Annotated in this window: 15 protein-coding genes; 9 read left to right on the forward strand and 6 right to left on the reverse strand. The window is 73.1% G+C overall.

Going from position 1 to position 14,724, the window contains the following annotated elements:
* The 3 genes from ACFV4F_RS03430 to ACFV4F_RS03440 form a co-directional block, all read right to left on the reverse strand.
* Window positions 1-309 (reverse strand): class II fructose-bisphosphate aldolase (locus ACFV4F_RS03430; protein ID WP_380500249.1); only part of this gene is annotated, 309 nt, incomplete at its 3' end.
* A gap of 151 nt (window positions 310-460) precedes the next feature.
* Window positions 461-1,372: an ROK family protein gene (locus ACFV4F_RS03435; RefSeq protein WP_380500250.1), complete on the reverse strand. Its 912-nt coding sequence runs from the start codon at window positions 1,370-1,372 to the stop codon at window positions 461-463.
* Entirely contained in the window at window positions 1,369-2,256 is an 888-nt protein-coding gene (locus ACFV4F_RS03440) for an SIS domain-containing protein (protein WP_380500251.1), read from the reverse strand. Before ACFV4F_RS03440 ends, ACFV4F_RS03435 begins: the two co-directional genes overlap by 4 nt.
* A 295-nt stretch (window positions 2,257-2,551) precedes the next feature.
* On the opposite strand from ACFV4F_RS03440, the gene ACFV4F_RS03445 reads away from it, so the two are divergent.
* The 4 genes from ACFV4F_RS03445 to ACFV4F_RS03460 all read left to right on the forward strand — a co-directional run bounded on the left by ACFV4F_RS03445 (window position 2,552) and on the right by ACFV4F_RS03460 (window position 6,444).
* A complete protein-coding gene (locus ACFV4F_RS03445) occupies window positions 2,552-3,811 on the forward strand; it encodes an extracellular solute-binding protein (protein ID WP_380500252.1) in 1,260 nt (419 codons plus the stop codon).
* Window positions 3,808-4,728, forward strand: coding sequence for a carbohydrate ABC transporter permease (locus ACFV4F_RS03450; protein WP_380500253.1), 921 nt, complete (start codon window positions 3,808-3,810; stop codon window positions 4,726-4,728). Before ACFV4F_RS03445 ends, ACFV4F_RS03450 begins: the two co-directional genes overlap by 4 nt.
* Window positions 4,725-5,570 carry a carbohydrate ABC transporter permease gene (locus ACFV4F_RS03455; RefSeq protein WP_380448867.1) on the forward strand — a complete coding sequence of 282 codons (846 nt, stop codon included), beginning with the start codon at window positions 4,725-4,727 and terminating at the stop codon, window positions 5,568-5,570. The genes ACFV4F_RS03450 and ACFV4F_RS03455 overlap by 4 nt, the downstream gene beginning before the upstream one ends.
* A gap of 94 nt (window positions 5,571-5,664) precedes the next feature.
* Entirely contained in the window at window positions 5,665-6,444 is a 780-nt protein-coding gene (locus ACFV4F_RS03460) for a DeoR/GlpR family DNA-binding transcription regulator (protein WP_380448870.1), read from the forward strand.
* 72 nt (window positions 6,445-6,516) lie between these two features.
* On the opposite strand, the gene ACFV4F_RS03465 is transcribed toward ACFV4F_RS03460, so the two are convergent.
* A complete protein-coding gene (locus tag ACFV4F_RS03465) occupies window positions 6,517-8,193 on the reverse strand; it encodes a beta-1,3-glucanase family protein (protein WP_380500254.1) in 1,677 nt (558 codons plus the stop codon).
* A gap of 271 nt (window positions 8,194-8,464) precedes the next feature.
* Here ACFV4F_RS03465 and ACFV4F_RS03470 point away from each other — a divergent pair, with 271 nt between their 5' ends.
* The 3 genes from ACFV4F_RS03470 to ACFV4F_RS03480 all read left to right on the forward strand — a co-directional run bounded on the left by ACFV4F_RS03470 (window position 8,465) and on the right by ACFV4F_RS03480 (window position 11,761).
* Window positions 8,465-9,286 (forward strand): helix-turn-helix domain-containing protein, encoded by an 822-nt coding sequence (locus ACFV4F_RS03470; RefSeq protein WP_380500255.1) that lies wholly within the window; start codon window positions 8,465-8,467, stop codon window positions 9,284-9,286.
* A 168-nt stretch (window positions 9,287-9,454) separates the two neighbouring features.
* Window positions 9,455-10,822, forward strand: coding sequence for a hypothetical protein (locus ACFV4F_RS03475; RefSeq protein WP_380500256.1), 1,368 nt, complete (start codon window positions 9,455-9,457; stop codon window positions 10,820-10,822).
* A gap of 87 nt (window positions 10,823-10,909) precedes the next feature.
* Window positions 10,910-11,761 (forward strand): alpha/beta fold hydrolase, encoded by an 852-nt coding sequence (locus ACFV4F_RS03480; protein WP_380500257.1) that lies wholly within the window; start codon window positions 10,910-10,912, stop codon window positions 11,759-11,761.
* Between the two features lie 124 nt (window positions 11,762-11,885).
* Here the strand turns inward: ACFV4F_RS03480 and ACFV4F_RS03485 are convergent, their stop codons facing one another.
* Both ACFV4F_RS03485 and ACFV4F_RS03490 read right to left on the reverse strand, forming a co-directional pair.
* Window positions 11,886-12,212: a hypothetical protein gene (locus ACFV4F_RS03485; RefSeq protein WP_380500258.1), complete on the reverse strand. Its 327-nt coding sequence runs from the start codon at window positions 12,210-12,212 to the stop codon at window positions 11,886-11,888.
* 132 nt (window positions 12,213-12,344) lie between these two features.
* The gene (locus tag ACFV4F_RS03490) at window positions 12,345-12,833 is read right to left on the reverse strand and encodes a hypothetical protein (RefSeq protein ID WP_380500259.1); all 489 of its coding nucleotides are present in this window, start codon (window positions 12,831-12,833) and stop codon (window positions 12,345-12,347) included.
* Window positions 12,834-13,177: 344 nt separating this feature from the next.
* Here ACFV4F_RS03490 and ACFV4F_RS03495 point away from each other — a divergent pair, with 344 nt between their 5' ends.
* On the forward strand, window positions 13,178-14,113 hold the full coding sequence (locus ACFV4F_RS03495; protein WP_380500260.1) for an oxygenase MpaB family protein: 936 nt from the start codon (window positions 13,178-13,180) through the stop codon (window positions 14,111-14,113).
* Entirely contained in the window at window positions 14,113-14,670 is a 558-nt protein-coding gene (locus ACFV4F_RS03500; RefSeq protein WP_380500261.1) for a flavoprotein, read from the forward strand. Before ACFV4F_RS03495 ends, ACFV4F_RS03500 begins: the two co-directional genes overlap by 1 nt.
* Window positions 14,671-14,724 lie beyond the last annotated feature (54 nt).

The following is a 14,724-nucleotide window of genomic DNA, read 5'->3' on the forward strand; positions in this document are numbered from 1 at the left end:
CATGACCGAGGAGAAGCCCAGGTCGACGGCCTCGGCGACGAGTCCGGCGGACGTCGCGTGGTCGAGGTGGACGGCCACGGGAACGGTCGCCCGCCGCGCGAGCGCGAGCGTCGCGGCGGCGACCGGCGCGAGGGCGCCGTGGTAGCGGACGGCGTTCTCGCTGAGCTGGAGGACCACCGGCGCCCCGACCGCCTCGGCCCCCGTCACGATGGCCTGCGCGTGCTCTAGCTGGATGACGTTGAACGCCCCGACCCCCCGGCCGTAGGCGACGGCGGGGGCGACGATGGCACCGGTACCGGTCAGGGGCATCGGGGACTCCTCGGGTCGGGGTGGCAGGGGCGGGGGCGGGGGCGGGCGACACCAGCTCCGCAGCGGCCGATCGGACGCTCGCGCAGCGCGGGAACTCGTACCGGCCGACTTCCCGCGCACGCGCCCTCCACGCCCGCGCCCTCCACGCCCGTCACGTCCCCGTCTCCGCCGCCAGTTCGCGGGCCAGGAGGGCTGCGCCCTGGCAGCCGGCGCGGGGGCCCAGTTCGGCGGGGACGATCTCGGGGACGGTCTGGAACGTCAGGCGGGCCGCGAGGGCGGTCCGGAGCGGGGCCAGGTGGAGTTCGCCCGCTTCGGCGAGGCCGCCGCCGATCACGATGCGCTCGGGGTCGAGCAGGGTGACGGCGGCGGCGAGGCCTTCCGCGAGGGCGTCGACGGCCTCGCGCCAGACGGTGACCGCCGCGAAGTCGCCGGTGCGGGCGCGTTCGGCGACCTCCTTGGCGTCCGTCCCGGTGCGGCCGGTCCTGCGGGTGTAGCGGCGGGCGATCGCGGCGGCCGACGCGACCGTCTCCAGGCAGCCCCGGCCGCCGCACCCGCACGGTTCGCCGGCGGCGAGTTCCACCGGGAGGTGGCCGAGTTCACCGGCCTTGGCGTGGCTGCCGGCCAGTGGGCGGCCGTCGACGACCAGGGCCGCCGCGACGCCGGTGCCGACCGGGACGAACAGGAAGTTGCCGCTGCCCCGGCCGGCTCCCAGGCGGGCTTCGGCGAGGCCGCCGGCCCGGACGTCGTGGGCGAGGGCGACGGGGACGCCGAGTTCCTCCGCGAGCCGGTCGCGGACGGGCAGCCGGTGCCAGCCGAGGTTCGCGGCGAGCACCGACCGGCCGGCCGGCTCGTCGACGATGCCGGGGATCGCGACGCCGGCCGCCACCGGGCGGTAGTGGTCGGCGAGTTCGCGGGCGGTGGCGAGCACCGTCGCGAGTACTGCCTCCGGGCCGTGCTCGGCGCCGGTGGGGCGGCGGGTGGCGGCCCGCAGGCGGCCGTCCGGGCCGGCCGCGCCGCCCTTGACCCAGGTGCCGCCGACGTCGAGCGCGATGACCGTGGTCACGGCCGGGTGAGGACGATCGACCGGGTGAGGTGGCGCGGCCGGTCGGGGTCGAGGCCGCGGGCCTTGGCGAGTTCGACGGCGAGCCGCTGGGCGCGGATCAGGTCGGCGAGCGGGTCCAGGCCGGTGACGGAGGTGGTCGCGCCGATCTCGCGGACCTGGTCGAGGAGCCCGGTCGGCGGCTCGCCGAAGAACCAGACGACGGTGTCCGGAGCGGTGACGCTGATCGGGCCGTGCCGGTACTCCATCGCCGGGTAGGACTCCGTCCACGAGCCGGAGGCCTCGCGCAGCTTCAGCGCCGCCTCGTGTGCGAGACCGGCGGTCCAGCCGGTGCCGAGGAAGGTGAACTGCCGTGCGTCGAGGGCTCCTTCGGGCAGGTCGGCGGCCAGCGCCCGTTCGGCCTGGGCGGGCAGGTCGGCCGGGGCGTGGCCGAGCCGGGCGCGCAGCAGGGCGAGGGTGGTGGTGGCGAAGCGCGTCTGGACCACCGACTCCTCGTCCGCGAAGGCCAGGTCGACGACGGTGTCGGCGACGGCGCTGATCGGGGTCGTGGGGTCGCCGGTGATCGCGGTGCGGGGTGTGCGGTCGGCGCGCGCGAGCGCGGTCAGCACCTCGGTGGTGGTTCCGGAGCGGCTGAGGGCGAGGAGCCGGTCGTAGCGGCGGTCGGCCGGGTACTCGGAGGCCGGGAAGGCGTCCGTCTCGCCGTGGCCGGCGGCCTCGCGCAGCGCCGCGTAGGCCTGGGCGACGTAGAGCGAGGTGCCGCAGCCGATGACGGCCACCCGCTCGCCCGGTTCGGGCAGCCCGGCCGGGTCCAGTTCCGACGCCCGCCGCCAGCAGTCCGGCTGATCCGCGATCTCACGCTCGACGTGACTCCGGTTGACGTGACTCACAAGGGCCTCCCCGCCTACGGCGCCAACAGCTCCCACGGCACTTCTGCTCAAATCTGCCGCACTTCACGCCCAACAGATCAAGATTGAGCAACCGGCGGCGAGGCTACACGCAGTTCCAGTCACACGGAAGGGTGCCTTCTCGCCACGGCCCGTACGGCAACACTTCGATAACGCGCCCGTCATGGCCATCGCCAACGGGGCACACTCTGGGCACGCTACTGATCGAACTTGATTGGTGATCTGCGCGATCGCACAACTTCACGCAGTTCGTAGACTCGCAAAGGCGGTCCTGCACATGAAGCGGCCTCTCCTCGCCCTGTCGGCGGCCACCCTGGCCGGCACGCTCGCCCTGTCGGCGTGCAGCAAGGGCTCCGGCTCCGGCGGCACGTCCGCCGACGGCGTCACCACGATCCGGTTCGTCGCCGCCGACTACGGCTCCAACGGGCAGAACCCGAGCCAGGCGTACTGGCAGGGCGTCATATCCGCGTTCGAGCAGCAGAACCCCAAGGTCAGGGTGGACCTCCAGGTCATCAACTGGAACGACCTCGACACCCAGGTCAAGACCATGGTCCAGAACGGGAACCAGCCCGACCTCCTGCAGACCGGCGGCTACGCCGACTACGCGAAGAACGGCATGCTCTACCCGGCGGGCGACGTCCTCTCCGCCGCCACCGCCGACGACTTCGTCCCGGCCCTCGCGAAGGCCGGCGTGCAGGACGGCACCCAGTACGGCGTCCCGTTCGTCTCCAGCGCCCGGATGTTCCTGATCAACAACGCGCTCTTCCGCAAGGCCGGTCTCGACCCCGCCAATCCGCCGAAGACCTGGGACGACGTCACCGCCGCCGCGACCGCCCTCAAGAAGGCGGGCGTCGAGGTGCCGCTCGGGGTGCCGCTCGGCAAGGAGGAGGCGCAGGGCGAGTCGTTCATCTGGATGCTCGGCAACCACGGCGGCTACCAGGACGCGGGCGGCAAGTACGCCATCAACTCCCCCGCCAACGTGGCCACGTTCACCCAGCTGAAGTCCTGGGTCGACGCGGGCCTGACCGAGCAGAGCCCGGCGGCCGTCAACCGCACCGACCTCACCAAGGACTTCGCGTCCGGCAAGGTCGGCATGCTCAACGGCATCCCCACCCTGCTGGGCGACGTCAAGACCATGGACGTCAGCTGGACCGCGATGCCCGGGAAGGACGGCGCGAGCCCGTCCACGCTCGGGGTGGCCGACTGGGTCATGGCCTTCAAGAAGGGCGGCCACAAGGAGCAGATCAAGGCCTTCCTCGACTTCGCCTACGCCAAGGACAACGCGGTGAAGTTCGCCAAGGAGTACAGCCTGCTGCCGGTCACGAAGTCCGCGCTCACCGCCCTCCAGGCCGACCCCGACGAGCAGGCGCTCGCGCCCTTCCTGCGCATCCTGCCGACCGCCACCTTCTACCCGCTCAGCGACCCGACCTGGCCGGGCGTCTCGGCCCAGGTCAAGACGCAGATCGGCACCGCCGTCAGCGACCCGAAGAAGGCGCTGGACGCGCTCCAGCAGGCCGCCGTCCAGGCCGGCCAGTGACCGTGCCGCACCCACCGCGCCGCCGGGACCCGCTGCGCCACCGGGACCCCCTGCGCCGTCTCGGCCCGGTGCCGTGGATCGCGCCCGCCGTCCTGCTGATCCTGGCCGTGGTCGTGTGGCCGGTGGTGGAGATGGTCCGCACCTCGCTGCGGCGCATCGACACCACCGGCACCGACCACGGCGCGGCCGGCCTGGTCAAGTACCGCAAGCTGTTCGCCGACCCGCGCCTGCCCGAGGTCCTCGGCTGGACGGTGCTGTGGACGGTCGCCGTCGTCGGCCTGACCATGCTGCTCTCGCTCGCCCTCGCCCAGCTCTTCAACCAGGAATTCCCCGGCCGACGGATCACCCGCTGGGCCCTCATCGCCCCCTGGGCCGCCTCCGTCCTCATGACCGCGATCGGCTTCCGCTGGATGCTCGACCAGGTCGCCGGCGTCCTCAACCGCCTCCTGCTCGACCTCGGCCTCATCGACCGCCCACAAGCCTGGCTCGGCGACGCCACCCACGCCAAACCCTGGCTCATCGCCGTCGCGGTCTTCGTCTCCCTCCCCTTCACCACCTACACCCTGCTCGCCGGCCTCCAGACCATCCCCACCGAGGTCTACGAAGCCGCCCGCGTCGACGGCGCCACCCCCCGACAGACCTACCGACTCGTCACACTGCCCCTGCTACGCCCCGCCTTCCTCGTCGCCCTCGTCGTCAACCTCATCAACGTCTTCAACTCCTTCCCCGTCATCTGGGGCATGACCCAGGGCGGACCCAACGCCGACACCGCCACCACCACCGTGTTCATGTACATGCTGCGCGGCTACGACGTCGCCGAATCCGCCGCCATGTCCGTCGTCAACTTCGCCGCCGTCATCGTCATGGTGCTGCTCTTCCTCAAGGTCAGCCGCTGGAACGAGCAGGAGAACCGATGAACCGCCCGCCCCGGTCGCCCGCCCGCCGCCCGACCGCCCGGACCGCCCTCTACGCCGCCACCGCCTGGGCACTCGCGGCCCTGTTCCTCCTGCCCTACCTGGAGATGCTCGTCACGGCCACCCGGCCCGCGGGCCAACTGCGCGACAACGCCTACCTGCCGACCAGCTTCGACCTCTCCTCCTTCACGAGGGTCTGGACCGACACCACCCTCGGCGGCAACCTCCGCACCACCCTCCTCGTCGCCGGTGGCTCCACCCTGCTCGTGCTGCTGGTCGCCCTGCCCGCCGCGCACCACACCGCCCGGGTCCGCTTCCGCGGCCGCAAGGCGTTCCTGCTCCTCGTCCTGATCACCCAGATGTTCCAGCCCACCGCACTCCAGGTCGGCCTCTACCGGGAGTTCCACACCCTCGGCCTCCTCGACAGCGTGGGGGTGCTGGTGCTCGCCAACGCCGCCTTCAACCTGGCATTCGCGATCTGGATCCTCAGCGCGTACATCGCCTCCATCCCGGTGGAACTGGAGGAGGCCGCCCAGATCGACGGCAGCAGCCGGATCGGCGCGTTCTTCCGCGTCACCCTGCCGCTGGCCCTGCCCGGCGTCGTCACCGCCGTGATCTTCACGTTCATCTCGGCCTGGAACGAGTTCGTCATGGGGCTCACCCTCACCACCACGCCCGAGCGCCAGCCCCTCACCGTCGGGATCGACAACATGATCGGCGCCTACAGCGTGCAGTGGAACCAGGTGTTCGCCGCGTCACTCGTCGCGATCGTCCCCGTCGTCATCCTCTTCGCCTTCATCGAACGCCACGTCGTCGCGGGCCTCACCGCCGGCTCGGTCAAGTAGCGAAACGGACGGGGAGACCTCCTCGGCCGGTCCCGCATGATCCACGCGCGATATACGCTTGGTGACGGCGCAGACAGTGGAAAGTGGAGTGGGCATGCACGACCGGTGGACGCGACTGCTCGAAATCCTGGGCGACAAGGGCCGGATCGACGTCGTCGAGGCCGCCGAGCTCCTGGGGGTCTCCACGGCCACGGTGCGCCGTGACATGGAGGAGCTGGCCCGGCAGCAGCTGCTGACCCGCACGCGCGGCGGCGCCGTCCTGGGCGGGGTCGCCTACGACCTGCCGCTGCGCTACAAGACCGCGCGGCAGGCCGACGAGAAGCACCGCATCGCGCGGGCGGCCGCCGGGCTCGTGCCGCCCGGCGCGGTCGTCGGCCTCAACGGCGGGACGACGACCTCGGAGGTCGCCCGCGAGCTGGCCGTCCGGGCGGACCTCGCCGAGCACACCGAGGGGCCGGCGCTGACCGTCGTCACGAACGCCATCAACATCGCCAACGAGCTGGCGGTGCGCCCGTACGTGAAGACGGTCATCACCGGGGGCGTCATCCGGTCCAACTCCTACGAGGCGACCGGCCCCTTGGCCACCCTCGTGCTCCAGGGCCTCTCGATGGACTGCATGATCCTCGGCGTGGACGCGATCGACCCCGCCTTCGGCGCGGCCACCCACGACGAGGGGGAGGCCAGTACGAACCGCGCCATGACGGAGCGGGCCGCCAAGGTGATCGTCGTCGCCGACTCCACCAAGCTCGGCCGGCGCGCCTTCGCCAAGGTCTGCGCGATCGGCGACATCGCGGTACTGGTCACCGACGGCGACGCACCCGACGAGGTGGTCGAGCAGATCGCCGCCCAGGGCGTCGAGGTGCTCTGCGTCTGACGACCGCCGTGGGCGGCTGGGCTGCCCGTGCAGCCCGGATCAGGGCTGCCCCTGGCGGTCACAGCGTGTCGGCTAGCCGAACGTGAACCAGTTGACGTTGACGAAGTCGGCGCCCTGGCCGCTGGCGAAGGTGAGGTAGGCGGTGTGCGTGCCGGTCGTCCGGGTGATGTCGGCGGGCACGGTCCGCCAGGTCTGCCAGCCGCCGGTGTTGGCGACGGCGAAGCTGCCGACCGGTGCGGCGGTCGGGCTGTCCAGCCGGACCTGGACCAGTCCGCTGATGCCGGGGGCGGCGCCGGAGGCGACCCGGGCGAGGAAGCGCGTCGCGCCGGAGCCGCCGAAGTCGACGCCCGCGTAGGCGAGCCAGTCGCCGTTCGCGATCCAGCCGACGTCGTGGCCGCCGCCGGTGTCGGCGCAGGGCTCCAGCGCGGTGCCGGACTGCGCGCTGTAGGACTCGGCCCGGATGGTGCCGAACGCGCTGGTCCCGCCGCCGGGTTGGGGCGACGGCGACGGCGACGGCGACGGCCCTGGGCCGGGCGGGGTCCGGGTGCCGCCGACGGTGACGGACAGCAGGGTCGGGTTCGCCGACTGCACCTTGCCCTCGAAGTCCACGCCGCCCGGGTGGACGTCGTCGTAGGGGAACGCGTAGCCGAGGTGGTCGGGGTTGGTCGCGTGCAGGATGCGGGCGTAGTGGTTGGTGCGCGCGGCGGTGTAGAAGGCGGCCGGGTTCTCACCGTCGGGCTGATGCGGATCGTCCAGCAGGGTAGTGCGGTTGAGCGCGGCGGCGAGGCGTGCGCTCAGGTTGCCCATGAGGTCGTTGCCGGTGGTGAACGGCGCCGAGCTGCAGTTGAAGACGGCGGCGGTGGAGGGCCTGGTGAAGCCGCCGGCACCGGGGAAGGTGAGGACGCCGTCGCGGACCCGGCCGGTGACGGTGCCCCAGCCGGACTGGGTGTCGACCACGAGGTCGGTGCTCTGGTACTTCTGCCACACGGCGGCGAGGTAGTCGTCCAGGTAGCCGTTGAACAGTGACGGGTCGCTGCTGATCGCGGTGTTGGGGCTAAGGATGCGCAGGGTCCGGCCGGCGGGGTCCGGGACGATCAGCCGGGACCAGTCGCCGCCGTCGGCAGTGGCCTGCGTGCGCAGCGCGGCCGCGGCGGACTCCAGGCCGCCGACGGGCAGGCCGCTGACGCTCTGCCGTCCGTCGCTGGCGGTCAGGTCGAAGGCGATCGGGACGGCGGCGAAGTCGACGTAGCTGATGTTGGCGTACAACTGGTCGGGCCCGTAGGTGAATTCGCAGAAGCCGTAGGCGGTGGCGATGTTGGGGTCGGTGGGGTTGCTCACCGAGGGCAGCGCGATGCCCGGGCCCGGGTTGATCAGGAAGGTGAGCTCGCGGCCGATGGAGAAGTAGATCCGCCCGCTGGAGAGGTGCGGCAGGCTGATCCGCCGCGGGGTGCCACCGGATGCGCCCAGCGCGATGGCGCAGTCGGCCCCGAGCGGCGCGCCCGGGGCGCTGGGGGAGGGCGGGTGGTAGAGCGTGCTGCCGTCGGAGCGCAGGAAGGCCCAGCTGTTGCCCTGGGCGGGGTCGAGACCGAGGACGTAGGCGTAAACCGGCTGGGACGGCACGGTGTTGACCAGATCGACGTCGAGCCGCTGCGGGGTGGTGGTGCCGTCGGCGCGCTGCGACAGGGCGAACAGCGCGGGCGTGGCCAGGGCCGCGACGGAGGCGCCGAGCATGGTCCGACGAGTGATCACGGGGACTCCGGGGGTGGGGGACGGCCGACGGCCCGGACGGCGCCGCCTGCCCGCCACCCTCCCGCCGGGGCGCGAACACGTCAATATCTGTCACCGTAAGCGGATCTTAAGCCTGCTTCGGTTGATTTCCCGAAGGCGGCGTCGGCGGCTCGGGTTCCCATGCCGCCTTCCCGTGACATGTGTGCGTGTCGCCATCCGATCGCGCCCATGCGGCAGGACGGGTCTTCCTGGGTGCGCCACTCCCAGGAAGGGTCGGCGTACGATCCCTGGCATGAGCCGCTCTGACCTGGGGGATTTCCTGCTGGCGCGCCGTTCGACGGTCGGCCCGGCCGACGTGGGGCTGCCGAGTTCCGCGGGCCGTCGGGTGAGCGGGCTGCGGCGCGAGGAGGTCGCCGTCCTGGCGGGAGTCAGCGCCGACTACTACACGCGGCTGGAGCAGGGACGCGAGCGGCATCCCTCGGGGCAGGTCGTCGACGCCCTCGCGCGGGCCCTCAAGCTCGATGCCGATGCCTGGTGGCACGCCTACCGCCTGGCCGGGCTCGTGCCGGGCACCCAGGCCCACGCCCCGGACGAGGAGCTGGTCGCACCGGAGCTGCTGCGCCTGATGGACGCGTTCCCGTCGGCCGTGGCCTACGTGGTCGACCGCCGGCTGGACGTCCTCGCCGCGAACCCCCTCGCGGACGCGTTGCTCTCCCCGCTCGCGGACCGGCGCGGCATGGTCCGTTCCCTGTTCCGCGATCCGGCGGCCCGGGAACTGTTCGCCGACTGGCCCACCGTGGCCCGCGACACCGTCGCCGCGCTGCGGCTGGCCCACGGGCACGGCCGGCACGACCCGCGCACGGTCGCCCTGGTCGACGAACTCCGTGCGGAGAGCGAGGAGTTCGCGGCCCTGTGGAGCCGGCAGGACGTCGGCCGGCTCGGGAGCAGGAGCAAGACCTTCCAGCATCCGCGCGTGGGACGGCTCACCCTCGCCTACCAGGCGTTCGACGTGCAGGACGCGTCCGGACAGTACTTGCTGGTCGGCACCGCGGAGCCCGGCAGCCGCGACTCCGAGCTCCTGGCGCTGCTCGCCGCCACCGTCGACCGCGGGTAGCGGACGGCAGCACGGCTCAGCTCTGGACCGGTCTGGACTGGAATCGCCGCGAGCGCCGTGATGCCGCGCGGACGGCGGGATCCGGACATCGTCCCGGTCGTGGCAACCGGGCGGGACACCGGTCACGTCTTCGGTCGGACGGGGCGGACCGGGAGCCGGGAGGGGACGATGGGGCAGCGCGAGGTGGAGCCGGAGCTGGCCGCGCACGTGCGGGCGGCGTTCGCGGAGTTAGGGAACGAGGTCACCCTCCACGGGGAGGTGGCCCGGGACCTCCACGGGCGCGACTACGGGCTCGGCGGGCTGCTGGACCTGGTGGAACGGCGGCCGGGCGTTCCGCTGGGGGAGCTGGTCCGGGCCCACGTCCTCGAACTGGTCGTCGCCGTCCAGGGACCGATGGCGGGCGACGCGGGCTCTCCGGAGGAGACGGCCGCCCGGCTCTACCCGGTGCTCCTGGACGCCACCACGCTGGTCGACCCCGCGCGGCTCCCGCACGCGCTCGAAATTGCGCCCGGGGTACTGGAGTTACTCGCGCTGGAGTCGCCCGTCGGCTGGCAGGTGCTGACGTCGGACGCCGTCGCCGAACTCGGGGACGCGTCGCGGTTGCGCATGGACGCACGGGCGCGGCTCGCCCGGCTGCCCGTCGAGCGGCACGAGGTCCGGCCGACCGGGCAGGGCGGCAGCCTCCACGTCGTCACCGGGGGCTCGGCGCTGACGGGGAGCCGGGTCCTCGTCCTGGACGCGCTCTACCGCGCGGTCGCCGGGCGGGACCTGCCGCCGGATGGCGCGGTGGTGGCGTTCCCGACGCCGTTCCGGCTGCTGTTCGCGCCGTTCGACGTCGAAGTACCGGATGTGCTGCAGGTCCTGATCGAGACGGCCGCCCGGGAGTGCGACGCGTCCGCCGCGCCGCTGTCCCGGCACACCTACTGGTGGCGCGGCGGAGAGCTGACGCCGCTCACCGAGGAGGGCGAGGGCGGTCTGCTGGACCTCGTGCACGTGGACGAGGTGATCGCCGCGGTCACCCGGCTGGCCGGCGGGGGAGGGGACCTGCCCGCGCCGCGTCCGCACCACTACCGCTTCGCGCACCGCCTGCTGCCCTCGCACCCGGAGCTGGGCTCGGTACCGGGGGAGCGGCTCGACACCGAGCTGCGACGGCTCTGGGAGGAGTACGGCGCGAGCCTGCCCGTCGAGCACCGGCTGGAGCCCGACGGCCTCCGGGGCGGTTTCGTCCGGGGCGGGCGGCACCGCATGCTCCTCGTCGCCCTGCCGGTGCCGCGGGCGGCGACGGAAGCCTTCGCGGTGGTGCTGGCCTGGCCGAGCGACGGGTCCGCGTTGCGGACCTTCACCCTGGAGTACGCGGTCGACCCGATCACGGGCGAGCGCGGGGCGGTGCTGGGCGAGTGGGAGGGGGAAGGACGCCACCGCCTGCACCGGACCGGCATGACCGCCGAGGCCCGCCCCTTCCTCCACGCCGTCGAGGCCCTCCTCGACCCGCCACCGCCACCCCCGGTAAAGCGGCGCGGCCTGTTCCGCCGCTGACCGCGGTCCGGCCGGTGCGGGCCGTTGCCACGGAGCCGGGACGGGAGCGCCTTGCGAAGATCAACAACCGGGTGGAAAGCTCGCGGCATGCCAACTTTCTCTTCCTACGACGGTACCGAACTGGCCTACCACCTCATCGGCGAGGGCGAGCCGCTGATCTGCCTGCCCGGCGGCGCGATGCGTGCCTCGGAGTACCTCGGCGACTACGGCGGGCTGTCCGCCCACCGGCAGTTGGTTCTGCTCGACCACCGCGGCACCGGCGATTCCCCCGAGCCCGCCGAGGTCGAGAGCTACCGCTGCGACCGGGTCGTCGCGGACGTCGAGGCCCTGCGCGCGCACCTCGGGCTGGAGAAGGTCGACCTGCTCACCCACTCGGCCGGGGCGAACCTCGGCGTCCTCTACATGCAGCGCCACCCCGAGCGCGTCGCGCGCATCGCACTGATCACGCCGGGAATGCGGGCCGTCGGGATCCCGGTCGACGAGGGCAGCCGCGAGGCCGCGACTTCGCTGCGGAAGGACGAGCCCTGGTACGACGAGGCGATCGGCGCGTTCCGCAGGGACTGGACCGATGTGGGGTCCGACGAGGACGCCGCCCTGGCGGGCCCGTTCTGGTACGGCCGGTGGGACGAGATCGCGCAGGAGCACCATGCCACGCGCGCCACGCAGCTCAACCGTGACGCCCGCGCGGCGCACTACGCCGAGGGCGCGTTCGACCCCGAGGCGACGAGGGCCGCGATCGCGGGGCTCGAGATCCCGGTCCTGATTCTGGTCGGGGAGCTCGACTTCAGTCCCAGCCCGGTGCTCGCGACACGGCTCGGCGAGCTGTTCGCGGACGGCTGGGTGCAGCTCGTCGTGCAGCCCGGGGCTGGGCACCACCCCTGGCTGGACGACGCGGCCTGGTTCGGTGGCGTCGTCACGCGCTGGCTTGCCGAGAGCTGACCGGCCCTCCGCCGGATCCCGGTCCGCCACCGACTCGGCCCTCGTCCGGCCCCGGCGGCGCGATCGACGCGAACGCCTCGCCGGGGCGTCCGAGGACGCCCCACCGCCGTGCGGTCCGGTCGCCTCAGTCGCCGGCGACGTACACGTAGGTGCCTGGCGCCTGGCTGCACTTGCTCAGCAGCGCTTCCAGGCTCACCAGTTGTGAGTCGTCCCGCCAGGTCGGGATTCCCTGCACCTCCGCGCGCGCGGAGGCGCATTGCCGGGAGTCCAGCACGGTGTCCCCGTAGGGGTCGATGGCCGCGAGGACGGGGAAGCCCTTGCGGGGGAGCTTCGTGACGACGTCCATCAGGACGTCGTGCTCATCCCCGAAGGATTCGGTGACCGTCCGCTGCAGGGACTCCCAGCTCCTCAGATCGGGGAGTTCGGAGTGCCAGAACACGTCCAGTCCCACGGCGACCTCCAGCCTTCGTCAAAGGGGGCAGGCGGTGAGCACCCTGCCCTTGTGTACCACGACCTCCGGACGGGTCCTCAGCGTTGAGGAGTTGAGGCGTTGAGGAGTTGAGACGTTGTCACGGGACGCCGGTCAGCTCGTCAGTGGAAGCGTGAGGACGTGGACGAGTCCGCCCCCGGGGTTGGCCTCCACGGTGAGCCGGCCCGCGCTGCCGTCGGTGCCGTGAAGGTCCTGAGGGCCCCGGGGCTTCGCGTGCAGCCAGGGCCGGGCTCCGGCGGCCACGTCCGGGCCCCGGTCGGTCACCCGGATCTGCAGCGCGCGCGGCCCGCCGGGGCGCTCCGGCGCCGTGGTCGCCTGGACGAGCACGCGGGCTCCGGGCGGGGTGCGCAGCCACGCGGACCGGACCATCGCGGCGAGCGTCCGCTCCAGCCGGCCCTGGTCGACGGGGACGGGTGGCAGCCGGTCCGGGACGCGGACGGTCGCCGAACGCGTCGGCACCTCGGTCAGCGCGGCGGCGACCGCCGAGGACACGTCCGCCGGTCCGGGCCGCGGTGCACGGGCGTCGGGCGCGTGGACGGCGCCCGTGACGGCGGTGGCGACGTGGCGGCTGTGATCGCCCACTGGTGCTCTGTTCCGTTCGGTGGGTGTCGGCGGGTGGCGGATGAGGAGTGTCCGGGGTCCGGCCTGTCGGCCGCGTGTTCGGACACTCCATCACCACACGATCCTCTCGGATGAAAGCTGAGGTATTGATGAGGCGACCATCGGGTGACAACGGCGGATCGGCACCCGCCGCGCGTCGGGCTACGACAGGGTCCACCGCCGGCCCTCGCCGCCGTTGCCGTCCGGATCTCATGCGGGGTGCTGTCGGTGGTGACGAGGTCGGGTCGTCGAGGCAGCGGCCGGACTCCCCGCCCGGGGATCGCCTCGGTACTGTGGTGGCCCGGAGCGTGGGAAGGGTGGGCCTGATGGGGGCGGGAGCGTGGCGCAGGCCGCTGGTTCGGCTGCGGATGCGGCTGTTGGCCGAGGTCAATGCGACCGTGCACGGGCAGGACCTGCACCTGGAGCGGTACGACCGTCCGGCCGGGGATCCCGGGCTGTACGGTCCGGACAGCGTGGTGTGGCGGGTGCACGGGCACCCGGCCGGGATGCTGGCGGGCGGCTTCGCGGCCCTGCTGCTGCAGTCCCTGCACCCGGTGGCGATGGCGGCCGTCGACGCGCACTCCGACTTCCGGATCGATCCGACCGGCCGGCTCAACCGGACGGCCCGCTTCGTCACCACGACCACGCTCGGCTCGACGGCGGCGGCCGAGGCGGCGATAGCCGGCGTCCGGAGGATCCACCCGAGGATCCGGGGCACCGCGCCGGACGGCCGCCCGTACCGTGCCGACGATCCGGAGCTGCTCACCTGGGTGCACACCGCCGAGGTGCACTGCTTCCTGACCGGCCACCAGATCTTCGCCGCGACCCCGCTGACCGCCGCCGAGTGCGACCGCTACTACGCCGAGGCCGCGCGCGTCGCCGAACGGCTGGGCGCCGCCGCGATACCCGGGTCGCGTGCCGAGGTGGCGGCCTACCTGGCCCGGATCCGGCCGGAGCTGCGGGTCACGCCGCCGGCCCTGGACGTGTTGCGCCTGCTGCGGGGCTTCGGCCGCAGTCGTCGGGAGCGCGTTGCCGTCCGGGTGCTGACGAACGCCGCGATCGCCCTGCTCCCGGACTGGGCCAGGGCCGAACTCGGCGTGCACCGGCCCCGGTTGGTCCGGGCGCTCTGGGACCGCCCGGTGGCGCGGACCGCCGGCCGGATCATGGTGTGGGCCTGCGGCCCGTCCCAGATCCGCGCCGTCGCGTACGCACGGGCCACCGCGACGTCCACGACCGTCGTCCACGTCGAGGAGATCGGTTGATGGTCGCCACGTCCGCCCCGCGCCCGGTCCTGTACCTGTTCGGCTCCGCCGCCCCGCCGGTGCTGAATGCGGCGCAGATCGTGCGGCACGCCCAGTTCAGGGGGTGGGACGTCGCGCTCGGGCTCACCCCGACCGCGGCGGGCTGGCTCCAGGACGAGATGTCCAAGCTGAGGCGGCTGACCGGCCATCCGGTGAAGTCCACCTACCGGCGGCCGGGCGACCCGGACCTCCTCCCGCCCGCCGACGCCGTCCTGTTCGCGCCCGCCACGATGAACAGCATCAACAGCCTCGCCCTCGGGCTCACGACCTCCTGGGTCGTGGGGTACGCGGCCGAGGCGATCGGCAAGGGAATCCCGGTGACGGTGGTGCCGTGCCTGAACACGGCCCTCGCCGCGCACCCCCAGTTCCCGCGCAGCGTCGAGACGTTGCGCGGGGCCGGGGTCCGGGTGCTGCTGGGCGAAGGAGGCTTCGTGCCGAACGATCCGGGCGAGGAGCGACCCGAGGGCTACCCGTGGGAGGCCGCGCTCGCGGCCGCCAAGGAGTCCCTTGAGCGGTGACACCCCGTCGTGCGCCTACCGCCCGGGGGCGGTAGGCGGCGGGGTGTCCAGCAC

Source organism: Kitasatospora sp. NPDC059722, assembly GCF_042733235.1.
Lineage (GTDB): Bacteria > Actinomycetota > Actinomycetes > Streptomycetales > Streptomycetaceae > Kitasatospora.

What these genes read in the sequence shown, in the direction of transcription:
- ACFV4F_RS03445 (WP_380500252.1), top strand. Translation starts at nt 2,552, where the DNA reads ATGAAGCGGCCTCTCCTCGCCCTGTCGGCGGCCACCCTGGCCGGCACG.
- ACFV4F_RS03495 (WP_380500260.1), top strand. Translation starts at nt 13,178, where the DNA reads ATGGGGGCGGGAGCGTGGCGCAGGCCGCTGGTTCGGCTGCGGATGCGG.
- ACFV4F_RS03455 (WP_380448867.1), top strand. Translation starts at nt 4,725, where the DNA reads ATGAACCGCCCGCCCCGGTCGCCCGCCCGCCGCCCGACCGCCCGGACC.
- ACFV4F_RS03480 (WP_380500257.1), top strand. Translation starts at nt 10,910, where the DNA reads ATGCCAACTTTCTCTTCCTACGACGGTACCGAACTGGCCTACCACCTC.
- ACFV4F_RS03470 (WP_380500255.1), top strand. Translation starts at nt 8,465, where the DNA reads ATGAGCCGCTCTGACCTGGGGGATTTCCTGCTGGCGCGCCGTTCGACG.
- ACFV4F_RS03500 (WP_380500261.1), top strand. Translation starts at nt 14,113, where the DNA reads ATGGTCGCCACGTCCGCCCCGCGCCCGGTCCTGTACCTGTTCGGCTCC.
- ACFV4F_RS03475 (WP_380500256.1), top strand. Translation starts at nt 9,455, where the DNA reads ATGGGGCAGCGCGAGGTGGAGCCGGAGCTGGCCGCGCACGTGCGGGCG.
- ACFV4F_RS03460 (WP_380448870.1), top strand. Translation starts at nt 5,665, where the DNA reads ATGCACGACCGGTGGACGCGACTGCTCGAAATCCTGGGCGACAAGGGC.